Source organism: Uliginosibacterium flavum (genome assembly GCF_040566545.1).
Taxonomy (GTDB): domain Bacteria; phylum Pseudomonadota; class Gammaproteobacteria; order Burkholderiales; family Rhodocyclaceae; genus Uliginosibacterium; species Uliginosibacterium flavum.
This window is the reverse complement of the sequence record NZ_JBEWZI010000012.1, coordinates 98,269-118,100: the sequence shown is the minus strand read 5'-3', so window position 1 is coordinate 118,100 and position 19,832 is coordinate 98,269. Positions and strand designations below refer to the sequence as shown.

At 60.2% G+C, this 19,832-nt stretch carries 20 protein-coding genes; 10 read left to right on the top strand and 10 right to left on the bottom strand.

Annotation, left to right across the window (positions count from 1 at the left end; translation table 11 throughout):
* Positions 1-2 precede the first annotated feature (2 nt).
* The 5 genes from ABXR19_RS12555 (at position 3) to ruvA (ending at position 4,728) form a co-directional block, all read left to right on the top strand.
* A complete protein-coding gene (locus ABXR19_RS12555; RefSeq protein WP_354601488.1) occupies positions 3-830 on the top strand; it encodes a hypothetical protein in 828 nt (275 codons plus the stop codon).
* A gap of 49 nt (positions 831-879) precedes the next feature.
* Complete coding sequence (locus ABXR19_RS12550) at positions 880-1,596, top strand: PspA/IM30 family protein (protein ID WP_354601487.1); 717 nt, start codon at positions 880-882, stop codon at positions 1,594-1,596.
* A gap of 1 nt (position 1,597) precedes the next feature.
* Positions 1,598-3,427: an ATP-binding protein gene (locus tag ABXR19_RS12545; RefSeq protein ID WP_354601486.1), complete on the top strand. Its 1,830-nt coding sequence runs from the start codon at positions 1,598-1,600 to the stop codon at positions 3,425-3,427.
* A gap of 13 nt (positions 3,428-3,440) precedes the next feature.
* A complete protein-coding gene (locus ABXR19_RS12540) occupies positions 3,441-3,890 on the top strand; it encodes a hypothetical protein (RefSeq protein WP_354601485.1) in 450 nt (149 codons plus the stop codon).
* A 250-nt stretch (positions 3,891-4,140) separates the two neighbouring features.
* Positions 4,141-4,728 (top strand): Holliday junction branch migration protein RuvA, encoded by a 588-nt coding sequence (ruvA, locus tag ABXR19_RS12535; RefSeq protein WP_354601484.1) that lies wholly within the window; start codon positions 4,141-4,143, stop codon positions 4,726-4,728.
* A gap of 233 nt (positions 4,729-4,961) precedes the next feature.
* On the opposite strand, the gene queE is transcribed toward ruvA, so the two are convergent.
* From queE to ybgC, 8 genes are all read right to left on the bottom strand, one after another.
* Positions 4,962-5,615: a 7-carboxy-7-deazaguanine synthase QueE gene (queE, locus tag ABXR19_RS12530; RefSeq protein ID WP_354601483.1), complete on the bottom strand. Its 654-nt coding sequence runs from the start codon at positions 5,613-5,615 to the stop codon at positions 4,962-4,964.
* Between the two features lie 6 nt (positions 5,616-5,621).
* Positions 5,622-6,389, bottom strand: a complete 768-nt coding sequence (gene ybgF, locus ABXR19_RS12525; protein ID WP_354601482.1) for a tol-pal system protein YbgF — start codon at positions 6,387-6,389, stop codon at positions 5,622-5,624.
* A 167-nt stretch (positions 6,390-6,556) separates the two neighbouring features.
* Positions 6,557-7,096, bottom strand: coding sequence for a peptidoglycan-associated lipoprotein Pal (pal, locus tag ABXR19_RS12520; protein WP_354601481.1), 540 nt, complete (start codon positions 7,094-7,096; stop codon positions 6,557-6,559).
* Positions 7,097-7,145: 49 nt separating this feature from the next.
* Complete coding sequence (gene tolB, locus ABXR19_RS12515) at positions 7,146-8,429, bottom strand: Tol-Pal system beta propeller repeat protein TolB (protein ID WP_354601480.1); 1,284 nt, start codon at positions 8,427-8,429, stop codon at positions 7,146-7,148.
* 19 nt (positions 8,430-8,448) lie between these two features.
* The gene (locus ABXR19_RS12510; protein ID WP_354601479.1) at positions 8,449-9,147 is read right to left on the bottom strand and encodes an energy transducer TonB; all 699 of its coding nucleotides are present in this window, start codon (positions 9,145-9,147) and stop codon (positions 8,449-8,451) included.
* Positions 9,148-9,286: 139 nt separating this feature from the next.
* Positions 9,287-9,694, bottom strand: coding sequence for a protein TolR (gene tolR, locus ABXR19_RS12505; RefSeq protein WP_354601478.1), 408 nt, complete (start codon positions 9,692-9,694; stop codon positions 9,287-9,289).
* 3 nt (positions 9,695-9,697) lie between these two features.
* Positions 9,698-10,372 (bottom strand): protein TolQ, encoded by a 675-nt coding sequence (gene tolQ, locus ABXR19_RS12500; protein WP_354601477.1) that lies wholly within the window; start codon positions 10,370-10,372, stop codon positions 9,698-9,700.
* A complete protein-coding gene (gene ybgC, locus ABXR19_RS12495; RefSeq protein ID WP_354601476.1) occupies positions 10,369-10,800 on the bottom strand; it encodes a tol-pal system-associated acyl-CoA thioesterase in 432 nt (143 codons plus the stop codon). Before ybgC ends, tolQ begins: the two co-directional genes overlap by 4 nt.
* A gap of 141 nt (positions 10,801-10,941) precedes the next feature.
* Here ybgC and dksA point away from each other — a divergent pair, with 141 nt between their 5' ends.
* From dksA to ABXR19_RS12480, 3 genes are all read left to right on the top strand, one after another.
* Positions 10,942-11,349, top strand: coding sequence for an RNA polymerase-binding protein DksA (dksA, locus tag ABXR19_RS12490; RefSeq protein ID WP_354601475.1), 408 nt, complete (start codon positions 10,942-10,944; stop codon positions 11,347-11,349).
* Between the two features lie 138 nt (positions 11,350-11,487).
* Positions 11,488-12,654 (top strand): sulfate transporter, encoded by a 1,167-nt coding sequence (locus ABXR19_RS12485; RefSeq protein WP_354601474.1) that lies wholly within the window; start codon positions 11,488-11,490, stop codon positions 12,652-12,654.
* Between the two features lie 86 nt (positions 12,655-12,740).
* Complete coding sequence (locus ABXR19_RS12480) at positions 12,741-13,613, top strand: AEC family transporter (protein WP_354601473.1); 873 nt, start codon at positions 12,741-12,743, stop codon at positions 13,611-13,613.
* Positions 13,614-13,704: 91 nt separating this feature from the next.
* Here the strand turns inward: ABXR19_RS12480 and ABXR19_RS12475 are convergent, their stop codons facing one another.
* A complete protein-coding gene (locus ABXR19_RS12475) occupies positions 13,705-14,622 on the bottom strand; it encodes a LysR substrate-binding domain-containing protein (protein WP_354601472.1) in 918 nt (305 codons plus the stop codon).
* 300 nt (positions 14,623-14,922) lie between these two features.
* Here ABXR19_RS12475 and ABXR19_RS12470 point away from each other — a divergent pair, with 300 nt between their 5' ends.
* A complete protein-coding gene (locus tag ABXR19_RS12470) occupies positions 14,923-16,398 on the top strand; it encodes a DegQ family serine endoprotease (RefSeq protein ID WP_354601471.1) in 1,476 nt (491 codons plus the stop codon).
* A 223-nt stretch (positions 16,399-16,621) separates the two neighbouring features.
* Here ABXR19_RS12470 and ABXR19_RS12465 read toward each other — a convergent pair whose 3' ends face one another.
* Complete coding sequence (locus ABXR19_RS12465; RefSeq protein WP_354601470.1) at positions 16,622-17,134, bottom strand: hypothetical protein; 513 nt, start codon at positions 17,132-17,134, stop codon at positions 16,622-16,624.
* Positions 17,135-17,412: 278 nt separating this feature from the next.
* On the opposite strand from ABXR19_RS12465, the gene ABXR19_RS12460 reads away from it, so the two are divergent.
* Complete coding sequence (locus ABXR19_RS12460; protein WP_354601469.1) at positions 17,413-19,395, top strand: UvrD-helicase domain-containing protein; 1,983 nt, start codon at positions 17,413-17,415, stop codon at positions 19,393-19,395.
* Positions 19,396-19,832: the final 437 nt, after the last annotated feature.

Genomic DNA, 19,832 nt, shown 5'->3' with positions numbered 1-19,832 from the left:
GCATGAGCGAGTTCGATTCCAGCGACACCGAGCAGCCCTCCTACCTCAAGGAGCTGCTGTTTTCGCAGAGCAATGTCCTCAGTGTCCTCGCCGGCACAGCGCTGGCCATTGCCTTGTCCTTCCCGTTTGGCGCCAAGGGTTTCATCCTGCCAATGATCGGCGTCGGCACCCTTGAAGCGCTGGCCGCACTGTTCATCCCGACGCTGCCGAGTTTCCGCAGCAAGGTCGATGCGCGTCTGCGTGCTGAAAAACGCAATGAGCTGATCGCCCATCTGCGCGGCCAGATCGAGGAAGTCGTCTCGCAGGGTCATGCCAACTGGAGCATCTTCGAGCGCCTGCAGGAAAAAACCCGGGCCCTGCGCGAACTGCAGGCCGTGCGTGGCGAACGCGCCATCAGCGAGCGCGATGTGGAGCGCGTGGCCGATGCGGCCGTGCAGTTCCTCTCCAATTGGCTGGTGGCGATCAGCATCGAAAGCCGCCTCAAGACACTCAATCGCAAGGATCTGGAAGTGCGCCGCAGCGAAGTCGGGGATCGTCTGACTGAAGACCCGAGCAATTCCTCGCTCAAGCGCGCCCTGCGCGATATCGAAGAATTGCTGGAGCGCCGCGAGCGCCTGATCAATCGCCGCGCGGCGGTGGAGGCCGGCATTCTGGCCCTGCCCGATGCGGTAGAAGAAATCATGAATGCTGCGCTGACCTCACGCGGTGCCGACGACGCCAGCCAGCGCCTGCAGGAAGCGGTGAATCGCCTGCACGAAGAAGAGGAGGCCGAAGCCCTCCTCGAACAGGAACTGAAACTGCCGAACCTGGCGAGCAAGCAACGCGCCTGAAATCTGCCCGCACAACAATTGGAAGCACCCTCTTTTCTGGAGAAACCGCATGGCCGACATCAATTTCTTTTCCCGCCTTTCCAACTTGTGGACCGGCTTTGTTTCCCTGTGGATCGCGGATGTGGAAAAGGAACATCCGGATATTGCCTATGAAAACGCCATTCGCAATGCAACCACGCGTTTCGTTCAGCTGCGCAACGCCACGGCCGCACTGATCCGTCGCCGTGACGAACTGAGCGGCCGCCGCGAAAAGGCCCAAACTGAACTGAGCCAGGTCGTCACCGAGCTGGAAGCCGCAATCATCCAGAACGACCGCGAACTCGGTGCCATCCTGCTGCAGAAGAAGAAGGCGCTGGATGCCGAGCTGGCCGAGCTGGCCGTCGAATCCGAAGCCGCTGGCGCCGAAGCCGACGATGCCAAGAGCTCGCTGCTGTCGATCCAGGCCGACATCAACAAACTGAAGGCCGAGCGCGATCGCATGCTGGCCCAGTTCAAGAGCGCCAAGGCGCGTCTGGCGATCCAGGAACAGATGGACGGCCTGTCGGTAGATGCCACAGTCGAGGCGCTGGACAAGGTGCGCGACCACATCAAGAACACCACCGCCGAAGCCCGTCTGGGGGGCGAACTGCGCAACAGCGATATCGATGTGCGTCTGCAGAAGCTGCGCGCTTCCTCGGGTGCTGTCACCGCCCAGTCCGAGTTCGACCAGCTGGTGAAGGCCCGCGCGGCCACTGGCCAGCAAGCCGCAGCTGGCAAGCAGCTCTGACATGGCAGGCCTGGAAGCCGCTCCCGTATTGGCTGTCGGGGCAGGTCCGCTGCCGGAATGGGCCGAGACCATCCGCCGCAAGTATCTGGGCGGCGAGGCCTCGATCTTCATCCTGCACGGCAATATTTTCGACCGCGTGCTCAGCAACGGCCGCCTGTGGGAGCTGACCGATTTCCTCGCCCACTGTGTGCTGTGGCAATCGCGCGAACGCATCCTGCATCTGGACCCGACGCGGGGCGTGCGTGCCCTCAAGGGCAAAGCCGAACACCTGCTGGAGGCGCCCGCCGACGGCGACTGGCTGGCCGCGCTGGAATCCAGCGTGATCGGCGGCAGCGACAAGCTGGCGCTGATCGTTTCCTACGCCTCCAGCCTGATGCCGGCCGGCGACGAAAGCTTCCTGAGTTCGCACGACCGCCTCAACGCCGTGCGCCTGCATCGCTGGTCGCTCGACCCGGCACTGGCAGCCAAGGACAACATCGTTTTCCTGCTCAGCGAATCACTGGTGGAGCTGAACGCGCGTCTGCTCTCCAACCCGCGTATCGCCGCCGTGGAAGTGCCGCTGCCGGATTTCGCCACGCGCGAAGCGGCCGTGAAGCACGTCGATCCGGACGCCAGCCCCAGTGACGCGGCCCGCCTCGCCCAGCACGCGGCCGGCCTGCGCGTGATCCAGCTGTGCCAGTTGCTGACGCCGGCCACGCAGAGCACGCCGGATGATGCCGCGCGCACCGCACTGATCCAGCAATTGCTGGGCAGCAGCAAGGATGCCGACGAGCGCGCCCGCAAGCTCGCGACGCTGACGCAAGGCATGGCGGTGGAGGACATCCGTCACCTGATCAACCCGGAAAAGCCCGCCGCCGATGCCGCGCCGGTCGATGAATACGCCGAGGTGTTGCAGGTGCTGCACCGGCGCAAGCGCGAGATCATCGAGCGCGAATGTTCCGGCCTGATCGAATTCGTCGAATCCTCGCACGACCTCTCTGCCGTGGGTGGCAACGAAGCCATCAAGGCCGAGCTGATGCAGGTCGCCCATGCAATCAAGACCGGTGAGACCAATCGCGTGCCCATGGGCATGCTCTTCGTCGGTCCGATGGGCTGCGGCAAGACTTTTGTGGCCAAGGCCTTCGTCAAATCCTCTGGCCTATCGGCCGTGACGCTGAAAAATTTCCGCTCGAAATGGGTCGGCTCGACCGAATCGAATCTGGAAAAAGTGCTGTCCATGGTTAAGTCGCTCGGCCCGATCATCATGATCATCGACGAGGGCGACCGCAGCTTCGGCGCCGGCTCGGAAGACGGCGACAGCGGCACCTCCTCGCGCATCATCGCGCGCCTCAAGGAGTTCATGAGCGACACCGACAATCGCGGCAAGGTGCTGTTCATCCTGATGACCAACCGCCCCGACAAGCTGGATATCGATATCAAGCGCGCCGGCCGTCTGGATCGCAAGATCCCCTTCTTCTATCCGGAAGACGTGGCAGCGGTGGAAGCCAGCGTGCTGGCCCTGGCCAAGCGTTACCGCTTCAGCCTGCAGGCTGTGGAAACCAGCATGCTGGAGCGACTGGTCGGCTATTCCTACGCCGATATCGAAGCCGTCATGCTGATGGCCAACGATCTGGCGCAGACGGCACAGACGGCGGAGATTTCGCTGGCCACGCTGGAGCAGGCGATCACCGACTACCTGCCCAATCGCGATCGGCGCATGGTCGAGTTCATGGAGCTGCAGGCCGTGCTGGAATCCTCGCGCCGTTCGATGCTGCCGCGCAAATACCGTGAATTGAGTGAAGAAGCCCTGCAGCTGCAGATCAAGCAGCTGCGTCTGGAACTGCGACTTTAAGGAAGGAAATCCCATGAGCAACCCGACCCTTGGCATCAACCACGTTCAGGTCTTCGTGCAAGGCATGAGCGAAGTCTCGCACTGCGATGGCGTGCATCCGGCCGAGATGACCATGCTGCGCGGCTTCTACGACGCCTGTCAGCGCGATGCGAGCGCCATCACGCGCTTCGACGATCTGATCAATACACCCTTGTCGCTGGAGCACGCCCGCCAGGTTCTGGACAGCGGCGAGCTGCGCACCGAATTCCTGCGCTCCTGCGTCTTCCTCGGCTACGCCGATGGCAGCTACTCCGCCAAGGAACGCGCCAGGATCGTCGAGTTCGCCAAGGCCTTGTCGGTCGAAACGGAGAGCCTGCATGAGATCGAAGCCGAAGTCGCCGATGTGCTGATGAGCCAGATGGCCCCGCTGCAGAACATCGACGCAGTGCGCGAAGTCGCGCGCAAGACCTTGCCGCAAGAATGAGTTGAACCGGCTGCGGCCTGCCGGGTGAATTCGTAGGTGCGACTCCAGTCGCACGCCGCGCGTGGCTGCGGACTGAAGGCTCTCCTGAGCTCGTCGAAGGGTCCGCCCTACGAAAGCATATGCGCCCTGCTAAGCTGTGTGCTAACCCGGCTGCGGCACGAGCCGCGAACAGATGCCATCATTCCGGGCTTGACCCACTCATACCCAAGCCCCTCCCGGCTTGTTTTACCCCTTACCCGGAACCCTCGTCATGATCGGTCGTTTGTCTGGAACCCTGCTTGCCAAGAATCCGCCCCAGATCCTGCTGGATGTGAATGGCGTCGGCTATGAAGTGGAAGTGCCGATGAGCACTTTCTACAACCTGCCCAATCTCGGCGAGCGCGTGATCCTGATCACCCATCTGGCGGTGCGCGAGGATGGGCATTTCCTCTACGGTTTCGCGACTGAGGATGAGCGCGTCACTTTCCGCCAGTTGCTGAAGATCTCCGGCATCGGTGCGCGCACGGCGCTGGCGGTGCTGTCTGGCATGTCGATTGCCGATCTGGCAAGTGCCGTGGCGCTGCAGGAAGCCGGCCGTTTGATGAAGGTGCCCGGCATCGGCAAGAAAACCGCCGAACGCCTGCTGCTGGAGCTCAAGGACAAGTTCGCCAAGGTGCTGCCCGGCGTGGCGGCAGCCAGCCTGTCACCGGCCCACGCGGCGCAGTCCGACATTGCGCATGCACTGCTGGCGCTGGGTTACAACGAGAAGGAAGCGGGCGCCGCACTCAAGCAGTTGCCGCCGGACGTCAGTGTCTCGGATGGGATTCGGGCGGCGTTGAAATTGCTGTCGAAAGGCTGAAAAAGCCTGCCTGAAGAGCCGCACCTGGATTGGTTCTACGGATAGGTATGCTGAAAAGGCCCGCCCATGCTATCTCTGCATGCATGCTGAAGAGGCAGTCTGGACGCGGCTCTTCAGCCATGCACCGGGCTCATTCCGTTTCCAGATCAATAGTGCCGCGAAGACGAGGCGCTGACAGTGCTGGAGCACGGCAAGCCGAAGTCGACAAATGCAGTATTGATCTGGAAATGGAATCAGACGCCGGTCCGCTCGCCCCAGATAATGCGGTGCATCTGCAATTGCATGCGCACGGGCAGATGATCGCGCAGCACCCAGGCAGCCAGATCCTGCGGATCCAGCTTGCCCTGCACGGGCGAGAGCAGCACGGTGCAACGCTGCGGAATCTGGTGTTCCTGCAGTTGCTCGCGCGCCCACAGGTAATCGGCTTCGTCGGCGATGACGATCTTGATCTCGTCACTGCTGCCAATGAAGGTCAGATTGGCCCACAGATTCTTGTCGACCTCGCCTGAACCCGGCGCCTTCAGATCCATGATCTTGGCGACACGCGGATCGACGCTACTCACGTCCAGCGCGCCGCTGGTTTCCAGTGACACGGAATAACCGACGTCGCACAGGGCGCGCAGCAAAACAAGGCAGGGTTTCTGGGCCAGCGGTTCGCCACCGGTCACACACACGTAGCGCGTGCCGTGGCGGGCCACTTCGGCAAGGATCGCGTCCAGATCGCGCATCTCGCCGCCCGTGAAGGCGTATTCGGTATCGCACCACACACAGCGCAGCGGGCAGCCGGTGAGGCGCACAAACACGGTGGGCAAACCCACGCGCGTGGACTCGCCCTGCAGGGAATGGAAAATTTCGCTGATGCGCAGGCGCGGCGAGGTGCTGCTCATGCCGATTTACTTCTTTTTCAGGCGTTGTTTGGCCGTCTTGGCTGCATCGCTGTTCGGATAGCTGGCGACCAGCTTTTCCAGCGTGGCTCGCTCGCTCTTGGCGGCGCCGGCTTCTTTTTCAGCATTCGCCTGTCCCAGCAAGGCATCCGGCGCGAGGCTGTCTTCCGGCCAGATGCTGACGAGCTTGGCGAAATATTCCTTGGCACCATCAAAATCCCGTGCCTGATTCAAGGCAGAAGCCGCCCAGAAATGCGCACCAGGCTGGAAGGCACTCTTCGGCCAGGTCTTGATGAACTGCTTGAAGGCCATGACGGCATCAACATGCTTGCCAGCGCGCAAGGTGTTGATCGCGGCTTCGTAATCCTTGGCCTCCTGTGCCGGATCAGCCGCTCGGGCTTCGCTTGGGGCGGATTGCGCAGCGACCGGCGCCTGACTCATTTGAGCCATCAGCGCTTCGAGTTTGCGCAGGCGAGTATCCAGATCGATATAGAAATCCTTCTGACGTTTCTGCGCCTGCTCACTGTCATTGGTGAGCAATTCCACCTGACCGCGCACTTGCGCCAAGTCCTGACGGGTGCGTTCGAGCTGGTTGTTCAATTCCAGTTGAGCGCGCGCGGTGGTCTCGCTTGCCGATTCAACTTTCTGGATGCGTACATCGGTTTCCTGCTTGTTTTGTTCAATGCGGCGCCGCGCCTCTTCATCATCAAACAAAGCGGCGTGAGCGGGGAGGGCCGAGCTGAGCAGCAAGGCGAGGAAGAGGGCATGCAGTTTCAAGATGAATCTCCCGAATGAGTTCATTTGCAGATCAATTCTGTCCTGATCGATTCCCGCTTGCAGAGGAAAGTTCGGGAACGCAATTTCACAACAGTATTGATCTGAAAACGCAATGTAAAAGCAGGCCCGTGATGGGCCCGCTTCATCAAACAAATGACAACAAAGACTTACTTGGCGCCGTAGACCAGATCAGCGCGGCGGTTCTCAGCCCAGGAAGCTTCGTCATGGCCAGTCGCCTTGGGCTTTTCTTCGCCCAGCGAAACGGCTTCGAGTTGCGCATCCTTGACGCCCAGCAGCTTCAGGTTGGTGAAGACGGCTTCGGCACGCTTCTGACCCAGGGCCAGATTGTATTCACGCGAACCGCGCTCGTCGGCATTGCCTTGAATCAGCACCTTGGCGGCCGGGTTAGCCTTCAGATACTTGGAGTGTGCTTCGATCACGGTCACGTAGTCCAACGCGATGTCGTACTTGTCGTATTCGAAGTAGATGCTGCGCTTTTGCAGCAGGGGAATGTTGCTCAGAGCAGCCGGATCCTTGAACGGATCAGCAGTTACCACAGCAGGCTTGACCGGGGTCTTGATGTCGGAAGTTGCTGACTGGGCGGTGCCCGGTACGCCGTTCTTAACGGGCGCCGGTTCATTCGGCGTGGTGGAGCAAGCGGCCAGCAGGCTGGCAAGAGTGGCGACAATAACAAGTGACTTCTTCATGATTTTTCCGGTTCCGAAGGTGATGGGTTAAAAAAGAGGAGGGTGAGCATTATTTTTCAAACGGCCCCCAAGCCGGCTCGCGAACATCGCCAGCCCGGTTGTTAAGCCGGTAGCGAGTGCGGCCGTCGGTGGAGACAACCGATAAAACGCCACGCCCGCCTACCTCGGTTGCATAGAGGATAGTGCGACCGTCAGGCGCAAAACTTGGAGATTCGTCCTTGGCAGAATCGGTGAGGACTTGCGTTTGCTGGCTGGCCAGATCCTGCATGGTGATCTGAAAACGGCCTTCATTGCGCGAGACGTACACCAGTGTCTTACCGTCAGGGGAAACCCGAGGGCTCACATTGTACGCTCCTGCAAAGCTCACGCGTTGTGCCGCACCACCATCAACCGAGACACGATAGATCTGCGGGCTGCCGCCACGATCCGAAGTAAAGTAGATCTGGCTGCCATCGGCCGAAAATCGCGGCTCGGTATCAATGCCGTTGGAACTGGTCAGACGACGCAATCCACTGCCATCGGCATTCACCACATACACCTGCGACAGGCCGTCCTTGGTCAAGGTCATGGCCAGACGGCGACCGTCGGGGGACCAGGACGGGGCAGAGTTGGAACCCTTGTAGTTGGCCAGCACGGAGGTGCGGATGCTGTCGAGCGCACGTACGTAGATGATCGGCTTCTTCTTGTCGAAGCTGACATAGGCCAGATATTTGCCATCCGGCGACCAGGCCGGCGACATGATCGGCTCGGCCGAAATCAGCGCGGGCACCGCGTTTTCACCATCAAAATCGGAAATCAGCAGCTGATAACGCGAGCCCTGTTTTTCTACGTAAGCGATCCGTGTCGAGAAAATACCGGGCTGGCCCGTCAGCTTCTCGAACACCTTGTTGGCAATGTGATGGCCCAGGGCGCGTTGCTGCTCTGGGCGCACCGAGACCTTGAGCACGAACAGCTCACTGCCACGCAACACGTCGTACAAGCGGAAGCGCACCTCGACCAGACCACCCTGACCCGGATTGACGCTACCCACCAGCAGCGCGTCGGCGCCGCGCCCTTTCCAGGCGTTGTGATCGGGCTGCACGCCTTCCACACCAAGCAGACCGCCCGGCTCGACCTGCTTGAACAGGCCGGATAACTCCAGATCCTTGCGCACCACATCGCTGACGCTGCCTTGCATCAAGGCCTCACCTGCGAAGTTGGGAGCGGCAATCGGGATGCGATTGGCGCCGGAGCCGGAGATCTCGACGGTAAGCTGAGCAGAGGCGAACTGGCTGGCAAACGCGAGTCCGGCAATCGCCAGAGCACATGCGACAAAACGATTCAGGTTTTTCATTTTCATAATCTGGTGTTGGTTACTCTTCCAGTGGTTTCACAAGCAGCCGGACTTTTCGTTCAAAGGCATCAGCCTTGGTTGGCATGGGCAAGGGGTCTGATTTCAGGATGGCGCGCTTTACCGCCTCATCCAGATTTGTATTGCCAGAGCCTTTGACCAGCTTGGGCTCACCAATGATGCTTGCACCAGTGCTGCCTGCTATCAGCTCTATTTCAAATTCAATAACGGGGTTCCCCGTCAGGCCGGGAGGTTTGACGATGTTCGTCTTGACCTTCGCACCAATCCTGTCACTCCATTCCGCACGGGCCTTGCCGGTTGAGGCGCCGCTCGCCGCCGCATCCAGCTTGGCACGCAAATCCGTCGATTCCTTGTTGAGCCGGTTCTGCGTATTGACCGCAGTAATCTTGTCGGACTCCTTATTCAACAAGCGCTCCATGTCGCTCAGCTTTGGCTCTGGCTTTTTGTCTGGCACCGGCTTCACTTCAGGCTTTTTCTCCGGTTTCACCTCAGGTTTGGGTGGCGGTGGCAGCGGTTTCGGCTCTTCCTTCTTGACCGGTTTTTTCTTCTCCGGCTCCTTCAAGGCAATATCCGGCTTGGCCAGCGGCGCCGGTTTCACTTCAACCGGCTTGATTTCCACCGGTTTAGGCGGAGGCGGCGCAGGTCTGTCTTCAACAGGCCGAGCCGCGTCCATCGGCGGCAGGCTGGCGACCAGCTCCACACTGATCGGCGCCGGCTCGCGGCGTTGCCACTGCACACCGTAATACAGCACCAGCACTAATCCCGCGTGCATGAGCAGGCTGAACACAGCCGAGGCCCACTTGCCGGTTTCAGGACGCTGCAGCGCGAATTCCATGAGCTTACGACCCTTGCTGCACCAGCAGCCCGACCTTGTTGATGTTGTTTCGTTTCAGCAAATCCATGACTTTCATGACTGCCTCGTACCGCACACTCTTGTCCGCTGCAATGACCACCGGCTTGTCCGGGTTATCTCCCTGCATATTCGTGACGTCTTGCAGCAGGTCCGCCTCTTTAACGGGCGAAGCGCTCTTTTGGGTCTGCCGATCCTCCACGCTCCAGCGATTATCACTCTTGATTGTGATGACTATCGGCGGAACCGGGGCCTGGGAGGCCTTGGCCACGCTCGGCAGGTCAACTGTGGCGTTGGGAATCATCGGCGCGGTGACCATGAAGATCACCAGCAATACCAGCATCACGTCGATGTAAGGCACGACGTTGATCTGGTTCATCAGGCGGCGCTGGCGCATGGCTTATCTCAGCTGACGCTGCAGAATGTTGGAGAACTCTTCGATGAAGCTCTCGAAGCGGATCGACAGGCGATCCACATCATGGATGTAGCGGTTATAGGCCACCACGGCCGGAATGGCTGCAAACAGGCCGATGGCCGTTGCCACCAGTGCCTCCGCAATCCCTGGCGCCACGTTGGCCAACGTGGCGGAACTGACATTGGACAGGCCCCGGAAGGAATTCATGATCCCCCACACCGTACCGAACAGACCCACATATGGGCTGACCGAACCGACCGAAGCGAGAAAGGCCAGATGCGCCTCGATGTCGTCCAGCTCACGCTGATAGGTCGCGCGCATGGCCCGACGTGCGCCATTGATGATGTCGGCAGCCTCCAGGGTTTTCTGACCGTGCAGTTTTGAGAATTCGCGGAAGCCTGATTCGAAGATGCGCGCCAACTGGCCAGCATTGTCGCGATCCTGCGACACATTGCGATAGAGCTGAACCAGATCGATGCCGCTCCAGAACATCTGTTCAAAATCCGCCGTGTGAGCGCGCGCGGCGCGGATCACCACCGCTTTGCGGAAAATCCAGTACCAGGACATGAAAGACACGCCGGCCAGAATGGCCATGACGAACTTGACGACCAGGCTGGCGTCGGCAATCAGGCTAAGGATCGATAGATCTTGATGGTTCATGCATCACTTTCAAAAATACTGCGCAGGGCATCCGGAATCCGCACGGCACGGCGGCGTTTCCAGTCGACACAGGCAATGGTGAAAAGGCCTTCGAACAGACGTTCTTCGCCGCGCATCACGCGCTGCTGGAAGCGCAAGGTGGCGGCGCCTATCGATATCACCGTTGAAATGACCGACAAGGCATCATCAAGTTCCGCGCCTTTCAAATAATCGGCTTCCACGCGACTGACGACGAATACGATATTCTGCTCCGCCAGCAATTGAGGTTGATCGACGCCCAGAGCGCGCAAGCGTTCGGTACGGGCGCGTTCACAAAACCGCAGATAGTTCGCATAGTAAACAACACCCCCCGCGTCGGTATCTTCGTAATAGACGCGGACGGGCCAGACCGACTGACGGGCGGCACCGGTATTGTGAATCGTGGACATCCTGCTATTGTACCGTCCCCGAGGCGCGACACCCCCAGAAGACGCAAGGATTGTGTAAAGTTAGGGGTAAAGGATCTGCGGCCTGTCTGCAGCATCAATCCGCGTAAATTGCATTTATATAACTGATGGAGGACTGTTTCCATGGCGCTGACTGAAGCCGAACTGCTGGCGATGCCCGAGTCGGAATACATGAATACTCAGCAGCTGGCCTTTTTCCGTGATCGCCTGACCTCCATGCGCACGGAACTGCAGCTGAAGGTAGACGAAACCGTCGAACACATGCGCGAACAGGAAACTGTGGCCGACCCGGCCGACCGCGCAACCGTGGAAGAAGAGCACGCACTGGAATTACGTACGCGTGATCGCGAACGGAAATTGCTTAAGAAAATTGACTCGACGCTACTGCGAATTGCTGACGGATCCTATGGTTTCTGTGAAGAGACCGGAGAACCCATCGGCTTGCCACGACTGCTGGCGCGCCCCACGGCGACCATGTCGGTCGAGGCTCAGGGCCGTCGTGAACGCATGCAAAAGATGTTTGCAGACTAGAATCAGGCTTTCCTGTCAGGAAACATCAATTGCCACGCCCGGACGGGAATGGCAGCAGCATGGATTCCCGGCTTGCACTAACTTGCTTCAAGTGATGCCCCGATCACTCCTTGGCCCTTTGGGCTGTGTCTGAACAATATGGCGCTACCTTTTTTCGGCAAGAAACCCGCCCCCGGCGAAAAGGCCGGTGATTCCTCACGCCCTGGAAAATCAGACAAGAGCGAGATGACCACCTCGCTGGAGTTCACTCACATCGGCGCAGGCGGCAATCGCGTACTGGCGACGATCGAAGTGCTGGAAGTTTCGGTTGATGACATTGCCGCCATCGAGGAAGCCGCAGTTCTGTACGCCAACGCCAATGACAGCGGCGCAAAGGCCGTACTGGAAGAGGCTGTGGCCGGTGTCAGCAAGCAGTCGGATCGACTGTGGCGCATGCTTTTCGATCTATATCGCCTGACCGGCGACAAGTCGGCTTTTGACAGCCACGGAGTGCTCTTCGCCCAGCTCTTCGAAAAATCCCCGCCGACCTGGGATGACGCTACTCCCGTAGCCAGCACCGCTGCCGTTACCAAGGACGCGGCCCCGGCCGTCAATCTCTCCGGCAATCTTTCCGGCAATGCACGTACCCAGTTCGAGCAACTGGTACGCATCGGCGCCAAAGTCGGCAAGCTGCGCATTGATCTGTCGCGTCTGCGCGGCATCGACGATGCCGGTTGCTCCTTGCTCAGCGATACGCTGGAAGGCCTCAAAAAAGGCAAAGTAAAAGTTGCCCTGATGGGGGCACAAACCGCGCTGAACCTGCTGGAGCCGAAGCTGAAGGTTGGCGAGCCGACCGATCGCATGTACTGGCTGGCCGCGCTGGCGATGATGCAACAATTGGGCGATCAGAACCGTTTCGAAGACATGGCAGTCAATTTCGCCATCACCTTCGAAGAATCTCCCCCGTCCTGGGATCCGCCAGAAGCCGTACTCAGCTCCGAGCCCATCGAGGAGCTGGTGCTCGAAGAGGCGCCCGCAGCGGCTCCGCGTGACGGATTCGTGCTGGAAGGTGTGGTCGCTGGTGCCCAGCCCGAAATCCTGCGCAAGCTGGCGGTTTACGGCTCTGACCGCAACGCCGTTGAAATCGACGCCAGCAAACTCAAACGTCTGGAATTCGTCAGCGCCGGCTCGCTGTTCAATCAACTCGCCCAGTTCCAGACCCAGGGTAAGCTGACCATGATCCATCATCCCAACGAGATGGTTGCGGCCTTGATGCGCGTGATGGGCATCGATCAGGTCGCCCAGATCGAACACAAGAAGTTTTAATCACAAGTCGCAAGTCGCAAGTCGCAAGTCGCAAGTCGGCGGGAAGTATCCTGCTTCTTTCATCTCACGCCTGACTCCCGCCGACAATGTTCGAGCGCATCATCTCCATCCTGTTTCCGGTCTTTGCCATCACGGCGATCGGCTACTTCGTGTCCCTGCGCCGCAAGCCGGACATGGCGCAAACCAATCAGCTGATCGCCGACGTGTTCGTGCCGGCGCTGGTCTTCGGGGCGCTGGCCGGGCGGGATTTTCACATTTACGAATACCGCTGGATCGCACTGGCGATGCTGCTGGTGACAATTGCTTGCGGGGCAGTCGGCTTCGTTCTGGCGCGGGCGCTCAAGGTCAGTCATCGCGTGCTGGTACCGCCGATGATGTTTTCCAACTCGGTCAATCTGGGCGTGCCAGTAGCGGTGCTGGCCTTTGGTGATCAAGCACTGCAGCCGGCCATCGTGCTCTTTCTGATTTCCAGCCTGCTGCATTATTCCTTCGGCCTGTGGCTGCTGGATCACAAGGCGCGTCTGTCGCAGATGTGGCGCGTGCCCTCGCTGCTTGCCATGCTCGCCGGCCTCGCCGTGTCGCTGCTGGGCATCCAGGTGTGGCAGCCGGCTGTGGCGGCTCTGCGCATGCTCGGCGATATCTGCATTCCGCTGATGCTCTTCGCACTGGGCGTTCGCATGACCGACATCAGCTTCAAGGGCTGGAGCATCGGCGTGATCAGTGGTCTGGTGCGCCCGGTCGCCGGCATGCTGCTGTCTTTCGGCGTAGCCGAATTGCTCGGCCTGACCGGTTTCGAAGAGGCCCTGCTGATCATCTACGGTGCGCTGCCGCCCGCCGTGATGAACTACATCTTTGCCGAACGCTACAACGCCGATCCGGATCGGGTCGCCTCCATCGTGCTGATCGGCAATCTGCTGTCACTGGTGATCCTGCCGGTAGCGCTGATATTGGCTTTGTAGGTCGGCATGCCGGAGAGCCGCACTGGGCTTGCATCTCTGGCATGGCAGGCTGAAAAGGCACGTCGGGAGGGGATCTTCAGGTCACCCCGTCTCAGCCCCCCACCGTCCTTACCCCCGGCAACTTGCTGTCGAGAATCGCCGCGCGCAGCAGATCGATGACCTTGGTGCGCGGGTAGGTGACGCGCCAGGCAATCGCCACGCGACGGCTCGGCTCGGGCGCGGCAAACGGCCGGATCGCGACCAGATCCTGCTTGTCCACCAGCGGATCCGCCGCCGAACTGGGCAGCACGGTAATCCCCAGACCGGAGGCGACCATGTAGCGGATGGTTTCCAGTGAGCTGCCTTCCATGGTTTTCTGCAGGCCGGTGCCATGCGCGCAACGCGGGCAGGCTTCAATCACCTGATCGCGGAAACAATTGCCAGCACCCAGCAGCAACAGCGGCTCTTCCTGCAGCAACAGGGAGGAAATCTCTTTTTCTTTGGTCCACGCATGGCTGGCAGGCAGCACCACGCGGAAGGGCTCGTCATACACCGGCTGGCTGACGATGCCCTGCTCGGTAAACGGCAGGGCGATGATCGCCACATCGATCTCGCCCTTCTTGAGCTGATCGGCCAGCCGATGCGTGTAATTTTCCTGAATCATCAACGGCATGCGCGGTGCGCGCTCGGCCAGTAATGGGATCAGTGCCGGCAGCAGATAGGGCGCGATGGTGTAGATCACGCCGATGCGCAGCGGGCCGCTCATCGCATCGCGCCCGGATTCGGCCAGATCACGAATCTGGCTGGCTTCGCGCATCACACGTTCGGCCTGCGCTACGATCAAACGGCCAATTTCAGTGACTTTTACATCCACTGCACTACGCTCAAAAAGTAGCACGCCGAGCTGTTCCTCAAGCTTCTTGACCGCTACTGACAGGGTCGGCTGGCTGACATGACATTTCTCGGCGGCACGCCCGAAATGGCGCTCCTGTGCAAGAGCGACGATATAACGCAGATCGGTAAGGGTCATCACGAGATCCCGGCCAACACCACCAGGCAAGAGTGCCCGGATAGGTTTTTGTAATTATAGACGCATGCATGCATAGTTATTTGATCCCGGTCGCCCCCACTTGAACTTGTGTACGGACTCCCCATCTTGCATACCTTGAGAGGAATTGGAACCTTGCGCACAAGATCCGGTCACACGCCAGCACAGTCGCAGGAGTTGTAAGCCGCACATAAGCTCCGATCCCCGCCTTATAGTTAGATCATGAGCAGTTCTCAAATGAGCAGCAGAAATGAAGAATATTTTTAACTTCAGGAGAAATGTATGAACCGGTCGTTGATCCGCGTTGCGCTACTTTCCAGCGTAGCCGCCTTTGCATTCACCGGCTGCCTGCAAGAGTCAGGCGTCAACTCATCTCATGCCAGCGGCGTGACGGCGGCGACTGCAGCCGCCGCCACGGCTCGCGTTGCGCTGCCAGACTTCAGTCCGCTGGTCGAGGCTATCGGCCCATCCGTGGTCAACATCAGCGTTACCAGCGTTGAAAAAAGCACCCAGCTGACGTCGCCGTTCGGTGACGAGGACGATCCCTTTGACTTCTTTCGCCGCTTCGGCATTCCCGTCCCCGGGCAAGGCGGCCAGGGCGGTCGCGTCCAGCCGCCGCAACCCCGCGTGCAACAAGGTGTTGGTTCAGGCTTCATCGTCAGTACCGACGGCTATATCCTGACCAATGCGCATGTCGTTGATGAGGCAACTGAAGTAACCGTCAAACTCATCGACAAGCGCGAATTCAAGGCTCGGGTGATTGGCACCGACAAGCGCACCGATGTGGCGCTGATCAAGATCGACGCCAAGGATCTGCCGGCCGTGAAGACAGGTAATCCGGATCTGGCCAAGACCGGTCAATGGGTGCTGGCAATGGGCTCGCCCTTCGGTCTGGAAAACACCGTCACCGCCGGCATCATCTCGGCCAAATCGCGCAAGCTGCCCGATGAAACCTATGTGCCTTTCATCCAGACCGACGTAGCAATCAATCCTGGCAATTCCGGTGGCCCCCTGATCAATCTGGATGGCGAAGTGATCGGCATCAACTCGCAGATCTACTCGCGTTCCGGCGGTTATATGGGCATCTCCTTCTCGATCCCGATCGACGTCGCGCTGAAGGTCAAGGATCAGCTGCAGAAGAGCGGCAAAGTCTCGCGTGGCAAACTCGGTGTGGTCATCCAGACCGTCGACAAGGATCTGGCCCAGTCTTTCGGCCTGGACAAGCCGGCCGGCGCGCTGATCAATTCGCTTGAGCCTGGCGGCCCCGCCGACAAGGCTGGCCTGCAGAATGGCGACATCATCCAGCAGGTAGATGGCGTAGCGGTGGCTGAATCGAGCGATCTGCCGCGCATCATCGGCGAACGCAGCCCCGGCGAGACAGTCAAACTGAAGATTTGGCGCGACAAGGCGCAGCGTGACATCTCCGTCAAGCTCGGCGAGCAGGCCAATGAGCGCGTCGCACTGGGCAAGAATGCCCCGGAAGCCAGCAACAGCGGCAAGCTCGGCCTCGACGTGCGGGCCATCGATGCACGCGAAGCCCGCAAACTCGGCATCAGCGCCGGGCTGGTCGTTGAACAATCCAGCGGCCCGGCAGCCAAGGCAGGCATCCGTCAGGGTGACGTGATTCTCGCTGTCAGCAACCAGCGCGTTACCTCCGTCGAGCAACTCACCAAGGCCGTGGAGGCCGCTGGCAAGACCGTCCCACTGCTGATCCAGCGCGGCGAGATCCAGCAATACGTGGTGGTGCGCATCAACTGAAACTGAATGTGTTTTAGTGTCTCCTCCCTCTTCCGGGCCGCCTTGCGCGGCCCTTTTTTTGTTTTGAATCTTGCCTGCCTGTACATCCGAACCCAGGGAGCCTCTGCTGCCTGCAAAGCAGGCTGCACATGTCCGCCCGCTGCGGGTCTTCAGGCAATGGCGCACAAAAACGCCCTGTCACCGGGGGCGGCGGCAGGGCGCAAGGTGCTACTGGAGGACGAATTCAGGAGGCGCTCTGCCCGCGCAGGATCGAGGCGGCCTTGATGCGATCGACATCGGCCTGTTCGCGGCCTTCGCGCGAACCACGCATGGCGCGGTACCACTGACTCATGGCGACGCGGGCGGCTTCGGGGTCGTTGGCCTGTTCCAGTGCGTCGATCACGTCGATGGCCATCACGCCCAGGGTTTCGCGAGCGCGCGTGGCCATGAAGCCGGAGGCGGATTCCCAGCCGTCCGGCAGGTCCGGATCGGCCGAGGTGTCCATGCGATCACCGTGAGGCACGGGCATCGGATGACTGCCATCTTCGAGCAGGCCGCGCTGGGTAAGATCGCTCAGATCAAGGGCCACATCACGATCCGGCATCATCTGCATCAGGGTGAAGACCGTGCGCTGGCCATCGGCCAGCAGCAACAGGCGGCGCAGGCCGGAGGGCAGGCTGGCGTCGTGACTGGCGATCAGGCGCGCGCCAAAAGACGTCTTGCGCGGCACGAAATCGAGGTTCTCAGAGCTTGGCATTTTTGGGTCCATCCGTAAAAAAGTGTGACGAAAGTCACTTAATTCTGCGGCTCCATGCTGCGATAGCGAATAGATAAATTCGATATGTGCTGCCACGCCCGATCAGTGGTTTAGTCATGCGTAAGGACTAAAGTAAGTCATTGATTTTGCGGAAACCAGACGGAAGGGCAGGTCGATTCAGGGACTGGCTTTGCCCGCCGTAGATCCGACACGCAGATATGAGTCTGGCGGCGGATGGCTGGGATAGAATCCGGCCTCACCTCCCGCCGTTTTCATCCATGCTCTCCCACCTGAACACCCCCCAGCGCGAAGCCGTGAAGTATCTGGACGGCCCCTGTCTGGTGCTGGCCGGCGCAGGCAGCGGCAAGACGCGCGTGATCACCCAGAAGATTGCCTACATGGTGCAGCAGTGCGGGCTGGAGGCGCGCAACATCGCGGCCATCACCTTCACCAACAAGGCCGCGCGCGAGATGGAAGAGCGCGTCAGCAAGCTGCTGGGCAAGGCGGAGGCCAAGGGCCTGACGGTGTGCACCTTTCACGCGCTGGGCGTGCGCATCGTGCGTCAGGAAGCGAAACTGGTCGGGCTCAAGCCGCAGTTTTCGATCCTCGATTCGGCCGACATCCTGCAGATCATCACCGAGCTGTCCGGCAACGCCGACAAGGCCACGGCCAAGGGTATCCAGTGGACGATTTCGGGCTGGAAGAACGCGCTGATCACGCCCGCCGAGGCCGAAAAGCTGGCCAATGACGAGGCCACCGCGCTCGCCGCGAAACTCTATCCGGCCTACGAGAAGACGCTGCGCGCCTATCAGGGCGTGGATTTCGACGATCTGATCGCCCTGCCGGTGCGCCTGTTCGACGCGCATCCGGAGGCGCGTGAGCGCTGGCAGAACAAGCTGCGCTACCTGCTGGTCGATGAATATCAGGACACCAACCGCGCGCAGTACAAGCTGCTCAAGCAGATCACCGGAGATCGTGGCGCCTTCACCGCCGTGGGCGACGATGATCAGGCCATCTACGCCTGGCGCGGCGCTGACGCGGAAAATCTGAACCTGCTGCAGAAGGATTTCCCGAAACTCAAGGTGATCAAGCTGGAGCAGAACTATCGTTCCTCCAACCGCATCCTGAACGCGGCCAACACCCTGATCGCCAACAACGAGAAGCTTTTCGAGAAGAGGCTGTGGAGCGATCACGGCCTCGGCGAACCGATCCACGTGGTGATGGCGCGCGACCCGGTGCACGAAGCCGAGCTGATCGCCATGAAACTTTCGGCGCACAAGTTCGAATACAAATCGCATTTTTCCGACTATGCCATCCTGTATCGCGGCAATCATCAGGCGCGCCTGTTCGAACAGCAGCTACGCAGCCACAACATTCCCTATGTCATTTCCGGCGGGCAGAGCTTTTTCGATCGTGCCGAGATCCGCGATCTGATGAGCTATCTGCGCCTGATTTCCAATGGCGACGACGATCTGGCCTTCATCCGTGCCGTCACCACGCCGCGTCGCGGCATCGGCGCGGCCACGCTGGAGGCGCTGGGTACCTACGCCGGCACGCGCAACGTCAGCCTGTTCGCGGTGTCGCAGGAAGAAGGCGTCGCCGAGCACGTCGCGGCGCGTCAGCTGGAGGGCGTGCGCAGCTTCGGCGCCTACATCACCGCGCTCGCGAATCGTGCCCACAAGGAGCCGGCTGGCGTGTTGCTCGAAGACCTGCTGCGCAGCATCGGCTACGAAGCCTGGCTGATGGAAACCTGCGAAGTGCGCGAGGCGCAGAGCCGCTGGCGCAATGTGCGCGACTTCGTCGACTGGCTTACGCGCAAGGGCGAGCAGGACAACAAGACCCTGCACGAACTGGTGCAGACCATCGCCCTGATCAACCTGCTCGACAAGGGCAACGAGGACGAAGCCGACGCGGTGCAGCTAGCCACCCTGCACGCCAGCAAAGGGCTGGAGTTCGGCCACGTCTTCCTGGTCGGCGTGGAGGAAGGCCTGCTGCCGCACCAGAGCAGCATCGATGCCGACACCATCGAAGAAGAGCGCCGCCTGATGTACGTGGGCGTCACGCGCGCCCAGCGCAGCCTGACCATCACCGCCTGCGAGCGGCGACGCAACGGCGGCGAAATCCGGATGGTGGATATTTCACGCTTCGTCGAAGAGCTGGGCGACGGCACCAAGCGCGTCGGCAAGGATGACGAGCCGATCAGCAAGGAAGAGGCGAAGAACAAGTTCGCCAATCTGCGCGCCATGTTGGGGCCGAAATAGATCAGGGGTCTGAAGAGCCGCACTCGACGGCCCTGTAGAAGCATGCCTGCCTGAAAGGACCGTTCAGCGCGGCTCTTCAGCATCCCAATCCCGCACGCGGGCCGGGTGTCTTGGAAATAACACTGATATGGCATAGCGGCCCCGGACCGGAGGTCGGCCCCTTCGACGGAGCTCAGTCCGACCTACGGGCTGTAGGAGCGAGATCCACGTCGATCCCACAGATCGTAGCGGCCTTGCCCGAAAATTTACGCCTCGGGCAACGGAGATTTACGTTACTTGAGAGGCAGGTGTTGAGAAATTCACTTCGCTGCCACAAATCCCGTTCGTGCTGAGCCTGTCGAAGCATGGGCGTGATTTCAAAACTTCAACTGAGGATTTCAGGCTGATATGCCGGCGCGCTGGATTGTGCTCTGCAATGCAAATCTCTGGCAGACTCT

What these genes read in the sequence shown, in the direction of transcription:
- ABXR19_RS12460 (WP_354601469.1), top strand. Translation starts at nt 17,413, where the DNA reads ATGCTCTCCCACCTGAACACCCCCCAGCGCGAAGCCGTGAAGTATCTG.
- ABXR19_RS12465 (WP_354601470.1), bottom strand. Translation starts at nt 17,134, where the DNA reads ATGCCAAGCTCTGAGAACCTCGATTTCGTGCCGCGCAAGACGTCTTTT.
- tolB (WP_354601480.1), bottom strand. Translation starts at nt 8,429, where the DNA reads ATGAAAAACCTGAATCGTTTTGTCGCATGTGCTCTGGCGATTGCCGGA.
- queE (WP_354601483.1), bottom strand. Translation starts at nt 5,615, where the DNA reads ATGAGCAGCACCTCGCCGCGCCTGCGCATCAGCGAAATTTTCCATTCC.
- dksA (WP_354601475.1), top strand. Translation starts at nt 10,942, where the DNA reads ATGGCGCTGACTGAAGCCGAACTGCTGGCGATGCCCGAGTCGGAATAC.
- ABXR19_RS12550 (WP_354601487.1), top strand. Translation starts at nt 880, where the DNA reads ATGGCCGACATCAATTTCTTTTCCCGCCTTTCCAACTTGTGGACCGGC.
- ABXR19_RS12540 (WP_354601485.1), top strand. Translation starts at nt 3,441, where the DNA reads ATGAGCAACCCGACCCTTGGCATCAACCACGTTCAGGTCTTCGTGCAA.
- ABXR19_RS12470 (WP_354601471.1), top strand. Translation starts at nt 14,923, where the DNA reads ATGAACCGGTCGTTGATCCGCGTTGCGCTACTTTCCAGCGTAGCCGCC.
- tolQ (WP_354601477.1), bottom strand. Translation starts at nt 10,372, where the DNA reads ATGAACCATCAAGATCTATCGATCCTTAGCCTGATTGCCGACGCCAGC.
- ABXR19_RS12475 (WP_354601472.1), bottom strand. Translation starts at nt 14,622, where the DNA reads ATGACCCTTACCGATCTGCGTTATATCGTCGCTCTTGCACAGGAGCGC.
- ybgC (WP_354601476.1), bottom strand. Translation starts at nt 10,800, where the DNA reads ATGTCCACGATTCACAATACCGGTGCCGCCCGTCAGTCGGTCTGGCCC.
- pal (WP_354601481.1), bottom strand. Translation starts at nt 7,096, where the DNA reads ATGAAGAAGTCACTTGTTATTGTCGCCACTCTTGCCAGCCTGCTGGCC.
- ABXR19_RS12480 (WP_354601473.1), top strand. Translation starts at nt 12,741, where the DNA reads ATGTTCGAGCGCATCATCTCCATCCTGTTTCCGGTCTTTGCCATCACG.
- ruvA (WP_354601484.1), top strand. Translation starts at nt 4,141, where the DNA reads ATGATCGGTCGTTTGTCTGGAACCCTGCTTGCCAAGAATCCGCCCCAG.
- ABXR19_RS12555 (WP_354601488.1), top strand. Translation starts at nt 3, where the DNA reads ATGAGCGAGTTCGATTCCAGCGACACCGAGCAGCCCTCCTACCTCAAG.
- ABXR19_RS12485 (WP_354601474.1), top strand. Translation starts at nt 11,488, where the DNA reads ATGGCGCTACCTTTTTTCGGCAAGAAACCCGCCCCCGGCGAAAAGGCC.
- tolR (WP_354601478.1), bottom strand. Translation starts at nt 9,694, where the DNA reads ATGCGCCAGCGCCGCCTGATGAACCAGATCAACGTCGTGCCTTACATC.
- ABXR19_RS12545 (WP_354601486.1), top strand. Translation starts at nt 1,598, where the DNA reads ATGGCAGGCCTGGAAGCCGCTCCCGTATTGGCTGTCGGGGCAGGTCCG.